Consider the following 8,784-nt stretch of genomic DNA (forward strand, 5'->3'; position numbering starts at 1 on the left):
GTGTCGTCGCAAAAAAGCCTCCGCCCACCGAGAAGACGGTTCCAACGGCGCTGCGCCAGCAGGGTCGCACTTGGGGTATCGTCGCTCGGGGAAATCGAAATGGGCGCGTGCCAGAACAAATCTAATTGAAGCTACCAGGAGAAAAACTAGATGGCGACCATTCCTCTGAGCTGGGACGACCCGATGTTTAGCGGCGTTACGAATTCGAGTGGGGGTGCCATTGCTGATGGCGGGACGCTTTCGAACGCAAGTATTACCGATTTCAGCGGCGATGCGGTCGTTGGAGGCTTTGGCTCGTTCAACCTCGACCACATCCGCATTGACGCAAGGGAAGGCGTACGCATTGGGGGGAGCGGAGATATAACCATCAACAATTCGTACATTGAAACGACGGGACAGGGGGCCGACCACGCCGATGGTATTCAGGCCTATGCTCCCGGCAGCACTGGCAATGTGACAATCACAAACTCAGCAATTGTGTCCCACGAGACTTCTGCGACCGCTGGGATGTTCATTGCAGATAGTTATAGCGGAACGTTCAATTTCGATAATGTGATGTTCGAAGGTGGTCCGTATGGCCTGCGTATTGCCTCGGATGCGGATGACATCTACGTCTCAATGAAAGACGTGTATTTTGTAGGACCATTTGGGGCGGCGCCGTTTGTCTTTCAGGAAACCAATTCGCCCATACACATCACTCAGTGGGAAAACGTACGCTCCGCAACAATCGTGAATGGTCAACTCGTTCCGGGTGATCTTATTCCACCCCCATGGCCGGTTGAAGGGGGGACTGCGCCCTCCGCGCCCACCACGCCCACCGTACCGGATGCACCCACTATCGCTTCGTTCTCGACCGACAGCGGCACGGCTGGCGACAAGATCACCAACGACAATACCATCGAGCTCAAGGGTGCCGCTGCTGCCGGCAGCACGGTCAAGATCTACGACGGTGCGACCCAAATCGGTTCAACGACTGCGAACTCAAGCGGCAGTTGGGACTACATCACAAAGGTCCTGACTGACGCAAAGCATACGCTCACCGCAACGACGACCAGCGCGTCGGGGCAGGTCAGCGCGGCGTCGTCTGCGTTGGCAGTCACCGTCGATACCAAAGCGCCGACTGCGCCGACCATTGCTAGCAATACGGTGAACAGCGCCAATCAGGTGGTGATGTCGGGCAGTGCAGAAGCGAGCAGCGTCGTAAAGGTGTTCGACGGCACGACCCAGGTCGGGACCGCAACCGCCAACAGCAGTGGCGTGTGGAACTATACCACCAGCGGCCTTGCGGCCGGTTCGCACAGCCTCACCGCGAAGGCAACGGATGCGGCAGGCAACACCAGCGCGGCGTCCACCGTGATCACGGCCAGCACCGGCACCTCGACGTCCCCATCCGCACCGACGTCCCCAACCGCACCGACGTCGCCAACTGCTGGTAAGCAAATCGAGTCGAATGGCGCGACAACTCTCGTTGAGAGCAGCAACGGCAAATATTACCTCAACGGCAGCAGCGGATCGGGCCCCACGCTGAAGAACAAGGGTGTGGATTTTGTAGACGGGTCAGATGGCACTTGGGCACCGATTGCCGCGGAGAAGACGGCGACGGGCTATCAGGTTGTCTGGAAGGAGGGCGCCGGTCTGTTCACGGCCTGGAACACCGACAACAACGGCAACTACGTATCCCATGTCAGCACCCTGACCGGCTCCACGTCGGGCGGCTTCGTGTCGGGTACGGACTCTGGCCTCAAATCGCTCGAGACGAGCTTCCATCAGGATCTCAACGGCGACGGGCAGATCGGTACTTCCGGTGCTTCCACACCGACGTCCCCAACCACACCGACGTCGCCAACTACTGGTAAGCAAATCGAGTCGGATGGTGCGACAAGCCTCGTTGAGAGCAACGGCAAATATTACCTCAACGGCAGCAGCGGATCGGGGCCCTCGCTGAAGAATCACGGCGTGGATTTTGTGGACGGGTCAGATGGCACTTGGGCACCGATTGGTGCGGAGAAGACGGCGACGGGCTATCAGGTTGTCTGGAAGGAGGGCGGGGGTTATTACACGGCCTGGAACACCGACAACAACGGCAACTACGTATCCCATGTCAGCACACTGACCGGCTCCACGTCGAGCGGCTTCGTGACGGGTACGGACCCTGGCCTTAAATCGCTTGAGACGAGCTTCCATCAGGATCTCAACGGTGACGGTCAGATCGGTGCTTCCAGCGTAGCTACGTCGTCCACGAGCACCACTCAGCTCGCTGCGACTTCGAACTCGACAAGCAGCAACGTACAGACGAGCACTTCAGGCAATGACGTCTTGGTTGGCACCAGCAAGGCCGACACTTTCTCGTTTGCCGCGAATTTCGGCAACGATGTCATCAAGGACTTCGCTGCCAGCGGACCTGCTCACGACACGATCGAGTTCAGCAAGAGCGTGTTCGACAGCTTTGCGAGTGTTCTTTCCCATGCGACCCAATCGGGCCAGGACGTCGTCATCGCGGCGACGGGGGGCGACACGCTCACGCTGAAGAACATGAAGGTCGGTTCGTTGACTAGCCAGGACTTCCACTTCGCGTAAGGGACGGGCATCCACACCGAGTAGTACTCAACAACTGCCTTGGGGATCTCTTGGGGGATCTTCAGACAAGGGCATGGTTCAAGGGCGGCTACCATGATTGACTTTGGACGGCGGGGGGCATTCCCCCCGCCCGCGAATCTCTATCGAATTCCACTTCTTTACCTATCAGAGCTCTGGGCGGTCGGACGGCAGTGGGCGGAAGACGCCGAACTGCGGACGCCGCAACTGATCGGCTGGGCAAAGCGCTCGGTCGAAGCCCTGCGGCAACGGATATTCGCTGGTCGACCCGGGCCGGCGGAGGACTATGACGAGTCGCAGTCAGAGATGTCGGCTTTCCTGCGGTCTTGCCGCCGGATTTTCTGGGCTCTCGCGGCCTTCAGCGGGATGAGCAATCTCCTCATGCTCACCGGCTCGTTTTTCATGCTGCAAGTCTATGATCGGGTGCTCCCCGGGCGCAGCATACCGACGCTGATAGCCTTGATGGTTCTGGCGACGGTGCTTTACCTGTTTCAGGGTGGGCTGGACCTCGTCAGGAACAGGATCAGTGCCCGGGTCGGCCGGTATTTCGATGAAAGGCTCGGCGTTCGGATATTCGACGCGCTTGTTCGCCTTCCTCTCAAGACCAGGGCCGATGGCGATGGCTTGCAGCCGGTGCGGGACCTTGATCAGGTCCGCAGCTTCCTTTCGAGCGGAGGGCCGACGGCGCTCTTTGATCTGCCCTGGATGCCGATCTATCTCGGCGTCTGCTTCCTCTTTCACTTCTGGATTGGCGTCACTGCGCTGGCCGGGGCGTTGGCGCTGGTCGGGATTACGATGCTCACGGAATCACGCACCCGAGGGCCGGCAAAGGCGTCCTCGCGCCTAGCCGTTTCGCGAACTGCCCTTGCGCTCGAGGGGCGGCGAAATGCCGAGGTTCTGCAGGCCATGGGCATGCGGCAACAAGCGGCTTTCCGTTGGCGGGATGTCAACGCGAAGTACCTCGCGGCCCATGAGCGGGCCAGCGATGTCGCAAACGGACTCGGTGGCGCCTCCAAGATCTTCCGGGCGATCTTGCAATCGCTGGTTCTCGCCGTTGGCGCCGTCCTCGTCATCAACCAGGAATCGACGGCCGGCATCATCATTGCAGGATCGATACTCACTGCGCGAGCCCTCGCGCCCGTCGAAATGGCCATTGCGAACTGGAAGGGATTCGTCGCCGCGCGGCAATCCGGGCAACGGCTCGATCGCTTGCTGAAGCTTCTGCCCAACGAGGAGGAGCGGTTGGCATTGCCTGCACCTGTTGAAACCCTCACCGCCGAGCACCTCTATATTGGCGCCCCGAACTCGGAGAGGCCCACTCTCAGCGAAGTGTCGTTCCAGCTTCGGAGCGGGCAGGCGGTTGGAATCATTGGTCCGAGCGGATCCGGCAAGTCGACATTGGCACGTGCACTGGTCGGGGTGTGGCCGTGCATTCGAGGCAGGATCCGGCTCGACAACGCCGCGCTCGATCACTGGTCTTCGGACGCCCTCGGCAAGCACATCGGTTATCTGCCTCAGGACGTCGAATTGTTCGATGGCAGCATCGCAATGAACATTGCGCGGTTCGACCCGGATGCAACGGCCGCTGCTGTTCTGGAAGCCTCGCATGCCGCGGGCGCGCACGACCTCATCCTCTCCCTTCCGGACGGCTACAGCACGAAGATTGGCGAGGGAGGGCTGGCGCTGTCGGCGGGACAGCGGCAGCGTATCGGGCTCGCGCGCGCCTTTTACGGCAAGCCCTTCCTGGTGGTACTTGATGAGCCCTCTTCCAATCTCGATGCCGAGGGCGAGGACGCCTTGACCGAGGCGATCTTGAACGTGCGCCGTCGGGGCGGAATTGTCGCCGTTGTTGCGCATCGACCGAAGGCGTTGGAAGGCGTGGACCATGTCTTGTGCCTCGGGGAAGGCAAGGTGCAGTCCTTCGGCAAGAGAGAGGAGGTCCTCAAGAGAGTGTTGCGAAATCCCACACCGCTCAAGGTCGTCGCGGAAGCTCAAGGAGGTGGCCGATGAATGGCCAGGTGACGCCGGCGATGCAATCCATCCAGCGTTACATGATCGTCGGTATGCTCATGTTTGGTTTGGTAACCTTTGGGGTCGGCGGCTGGGCGACAACCACCCAATTGTCGGGCGCGGTGATCGCCCAAGGCGTGGTCGTGGTGGATTCCAGCGTCAAGAAGGTTCAGCACTCCACTGGTGGGATCGTGGGAGAGTTGCGCGTGCGGGAGGGCGCGCGGGTCAATGCAGGGGATATTTTGATCCGCCTCGACGAGACGCAGACGCTCGCGAATGCCACCATCGTCACCAACAGCCTCGATGAGCTGTTCGCGCGGCAGGCTCGTCTGGAGGCCGAGCGCGATGGCGCCGAGCACGCTGTCTTTCCCAAGGTGCTGCTCGACCGGGCCAAGGAGAGCAACTCCGAGGCGAGCCGTGCGATCACTGCGGAGCGAAAGCTCTTTGAGCTGCGTCGTCAGGCGCGGGGCGGCCAAAAAGCGCAGTTGCAGGAGAAAAGCGCGCAGCTGGAAAACGAGATCAAAGGCCTTACGGGGCAGACCGAGGCCAAGCAGAAGGAGGTCGAATTTATCCGGCAGGAGCTGGAGGGCGTGCGCAGTCTCTGGCAAAAAAATCTGGTGCCGATCACGCGGCTCAATTCTCTCGAGCGTGATTCCGCCCGCCTCGAAGGCGAGCGCAGCCAGCTGGCAGGAATGATTGCTCAATCGAAAGGCAAGATCGCCGAAATCGGACTCCAGACCATTCAGATCGATCAGGACCTGCGGACGGAAGTTGGCAAGGATCTGATCGAAACGCGATCGAAGCTCTCCGAGCTGAGCGAGCGCAAGACTGCGGCCGTCGATCAATTGAACCGGGTCGATATCAGGGCACCGCAAACCGGCCGCGTCCACGAGCTGAGCGTGCACACTGTTGGAGGTGTGATCTCTCCAGGCGAGCAGATCATGCTGATCGTGCCCGATGCGGACTCGCTTGCGGTCGAGGTCAAGATCGCACCGCGCGATATCGACCAGGTCTATATGGGGCAGACCGCGACTATGCGCTTCGCGGCGTTCAACCAGAAGACCACGCCCGAAATCGACGGAGAGGTCAGCATGGTCTCGGCAGACATTACACAGGATCAGCGTGCCGGCACCAGTTACTACACGGGCCGTGTCCTGCTGAAGCCGGAAGAGCTGGCGAAACTCGGGTCGGCCAAGCTGTTGCCCGGCATGCCCGTCGAGGTCTTCATCAAGACGGCAGGTCGGACCGCGCTATCCTACCTGCTCAAGCCGCTGCACGATCAGGCAGAGCGCGCATTCAAGGAGCGCTGAGTCTTTGGCGGACACGAAATGACACAGCCCCGAGTGCACCAGTACTCGGGGCTTTGTATCAACGAGCACCGAGCTCGCGATCAAGGAGCTATTCGACAAGTGACATCGCAGCCCATCATACACTCACAAAGCCCGGTCATTCGTCTTTATGATGATGTCCTAGAACAACAATTGTTGGCCGACGTTCAAGACTATCTGCAAAATACATCATGGAAATTCGGAGCAGTGTCATACAAGGCACCCGGCAGTTATCGCTATTGGTACAAGCATTTTGCCGGGGGATACGACGAAGCTGACACGTCAGATTGTTCAGGTGCCTTGTTGAACGAAGCTCCGGTCATCTGGAAAATGTGGAGCCTCTTGGAGGAAACGATCTTCAAAGATCACACACTGATGAGGTGCTATGCAAACGGTTATCCATACGGATGCGAAGGTTCGGCTCATTTGGATTCAGCCGATCCCAGTGATTACACGGCAGTCTTTTATTCTAATCCAACTTGGGACCCTAATTGGTCGGGTGAGACCATCTTCCTAACGCAACAGCCGCCGGCAGACATCATCGCAGCAATTCTGCCACGTCCAAATCGGTTAGTGCTTTTCCAAGGGAATGTTCCGCACGCCGCAAGAGGAATCTCAAGAGTTTGCCCCTTGCTGCGCATAACATTGATGTTCAAGACGAAAAAGAAATTCAACTGAACAGGGGCGACGCAGAGCTTGCGGACGTGAGCTGGTGAAACTCGGGTCGGCCAAGCTTTTGTCTGGCCTGCCGGTCGAGGTTTTCATCAAGATGCAACGTCGCCCTGCGCTGTCCTACTTTCTCAAGCCGCCGCATGATCAGGCGGGGCGGTGTTCAAGGAACGCTGAGTCCTCGCGGAAGATAACAGCGTTCGACTGCGCGCATTCGAGGCCGGCGCCTATCCGTGGGCGCCGGCGTTGCGGCCAGCCTCTGAAGGCACGGCTGGGCGGCCGGACGCATCGGCAGCGGGCGGGCCGGGCCGACGAGTGCGCGTCACAAGCCGGATCGGAGTCTGCCGTCTGCTTTGCAGAGTCGACACCAGCGTTCTGAATATGTCGGGTCGCCGCAAGAGATTTAGTGGGGCGAACGTGGTGAGATCGACCCACCTCCTGATCAACCGCAGTAAATCGCGCTGCTTTCGACGGATCGACCGTGGCAGAAGCCTGGGCGAGACTGCGGATCTTTCGGACGATCGTCGGTTCAGTACGTCCATTCGCCTGGCGTGCAGGGTCATCGCCGCTACGAAGACAAGTATCGTAGCTTCAGCTCCCAGGATGACGAGTAGCTCACCTGGCATATGAAATCTGTCCTGCCCGAGGAATCACTGTTTGACAGTTTGGCCTCGGTGAATAATTAAATCAACAGTTATAATTATATCGGCAGTTGAGTTCTTGCCCTGGCTCTGGATCAGCGAACCACGTCTGCGCCGCGCGGCGCTTGCCGCGCCCTTCCACCGAAAACAACCGGAGCCGCAAGGCTTCTCATCCCATTCATCCTTTGCATTCGTCCTTGCAGGCGCACCGCTGGCGTCACTGCAGCCCTTGCAAACGATCTTCGGCGCCGATTTAATTCGTTAATTTATTATTGCGGTTCTAATTAAATGGAATTATGTTAAATATAATGACGCCGAATAATGATTTTGGCGCGGTTGGGGGGCGGCCGCGCCGGCTGTGGATCCGACCTCAGTTTGGCGTGCGCAGAGGGATCGGCAGATGCAGCGAACCTCGGGCCCAGTCATCGCGGCAGCCATAGCTGTCATGATCGGAGGCGTTCAGTGGGCGCGTGCGGCATTGTTGACCGTGCCGACGGCGCCGCAAGCGGCTCTTGCGCACATCGAGTTGGGACGCCCGACGCTTCCGCCCCTCACTTACACGGTGTTTTGCCTGCGCTATGAGGCCGAATGTCGCCCGCGGCGCTCCTTCCGCGGCGGGCCGATCCGGTTGACGAAGGAACGGTGGGCGGAGCTGAAAGCAGTCAATCGCGCCGTGAACCGCGCCATTGCTCCGCAGCCTAATGAACTTGGCCTTGCAGGTGAGGAGTGGATCGTTAACCCCGATAGCGGTGATTGCAACGACTACGTAGTGAGCAAGCGTCATGAACTGCTGCAACGGGGCTGGCCCGCGCGGGCCCTGCTATTGAGCGAGGTCGTCGTTAGTTCCGGAGAGCATCATTTGGTGCTTCTCGTGCGGACCAGGAGCGGCGATCTCGTCCTCGACAATCTCACGCCGCAGATCAAACCGTGGTCCAGGACGCCCTATCACTGGGTTCGCGTGCAGAGACCCAACGATCATCGCCTATGGGCGACGATTAGTCGGCCAAGTGCATGACTGGCTGATTTTGTGGAGGCCTGAGCGCTGTTCCAGAGATCAGCTGCAGCCGCGACCTGGCTGCCAGCGCTGGCCGGTCTTCCGGTCTTCATGAAAGGAGAGCCGCGTTGGCTCGCTTGATCGGGCGAGCGCATCTTCAAGCTCTCGCGGAGCAGATAGATGAAGTGGCACCGCGTCGACACTCGTCCCGCAGACTGCCGGGGACTCCGATACTCAACGCGGGTGGTCGAGCGATCCATCCGAAGGCGATGCCGGCAATCCGGACGACGGATGAGGAGCGCGATGTGTGGGTGCGCGTGTCTTGGGGTGATGCCAAGGTGCTGCGGCGGCCGTTCTCGGATGATGTACTCGTTATGCGCTGGGCGGATGAGGAAGATAAGCTGGCGCTTAGCGTCTGCGGATTCCGACGAAGTCGCCCAGGGGTACCGATATGAAGTCGCCCGTGGATTCCGAGACGATGTCGCCCACCTTTCCGATTTGATCTCGCCCAGCGGCGAGGCGTTCTGGCCGGCTGGTTCTCTGGCAT

Annotated in this window: 5 protein-coding genes; all 5 read left to right on the forward strand. The window is 59.6% G+C overall.

What is annotated here, in order from left to right:
* The first annotated feature begins 150 nt into the window (after window positions 1-150).
* The 5 genes from AC0L23_RS27620 (at window position 151) to AC0L23_RS27640 (ending at window position 8,258) form a co-directional block, all read left to right on the forward strand.
* Window positions 151-2,577, forward strand: coding sequence for an Ig-like domain-containing protein (locus AC0L23_RS27620; protein ID WP_473297999.1), 2,427 nt, complete (start codon window positions 151-153; stop codon window positions 2,575-2,577).
* Between the two features lie 93 nt (window positions 2,578-2,670).
* Window positions 2,671-4,605: a type I secretion system permease/ATPase gene (locus AC0L23_RS27625; RefSeq protein ID WP_473298001.1), complete on the forward strand. Its 1,935-nt coding sequence runs from the start codon at window positions 2,671-2,673 to the stop codon at window positions 4,603-4,605.
* Window positions 4,602-5,915 (forward strand): HlyD family type I secretion periplasmic adaptor subunit, encoded by a 1,314-nt coding sequence (locus AC0L23_RS27630; protein WP_473298003.1) that lies wholly within the window; start codon window positions 4,602-4,604, stop codon window positions 5,913-5,915. The genes AC0L23_RS27625 and AC0L23_RS27630 overlap by 4 nt, the downstream gene beginning before the upstream one ends.
* 99 nt (window positions 5,916-6,014) lie before the next feature.
* Window positions 6,015-6,611: a 2OG-Fe(II) oxygenase family protein gene (locus AC0L23_RS27635; RefSeq protein WP_473298005.1), complete on the forward strand. Its 597-nt coding sequence runs from the start codon at window positions 6,015-6,017 to the stop codon at window positions 6,609-6,611.
* A 1,032-nt stretch (window positions 6,612-7,643) separates the two neighbouring features.
* Window positions 7,644-8,258 carry a transglutaminase-like cysteine peptidase gene (locus tag AC0L23_RS27640; protein WP_247282860.1) on the forward strand — a complete coding sequence of 205 codons (615 nt, stop codon included), beginning with the start codon at window positions 7,644-7,646 and terminating at the stop codon, window positions 8,256-8,258.
* Window positions 8,259-8,784 lie beyond the last annotated feature (526 nt).

The organism is Bradyrhizobium sp. MI1.4 (assembly GCF_055811315.1).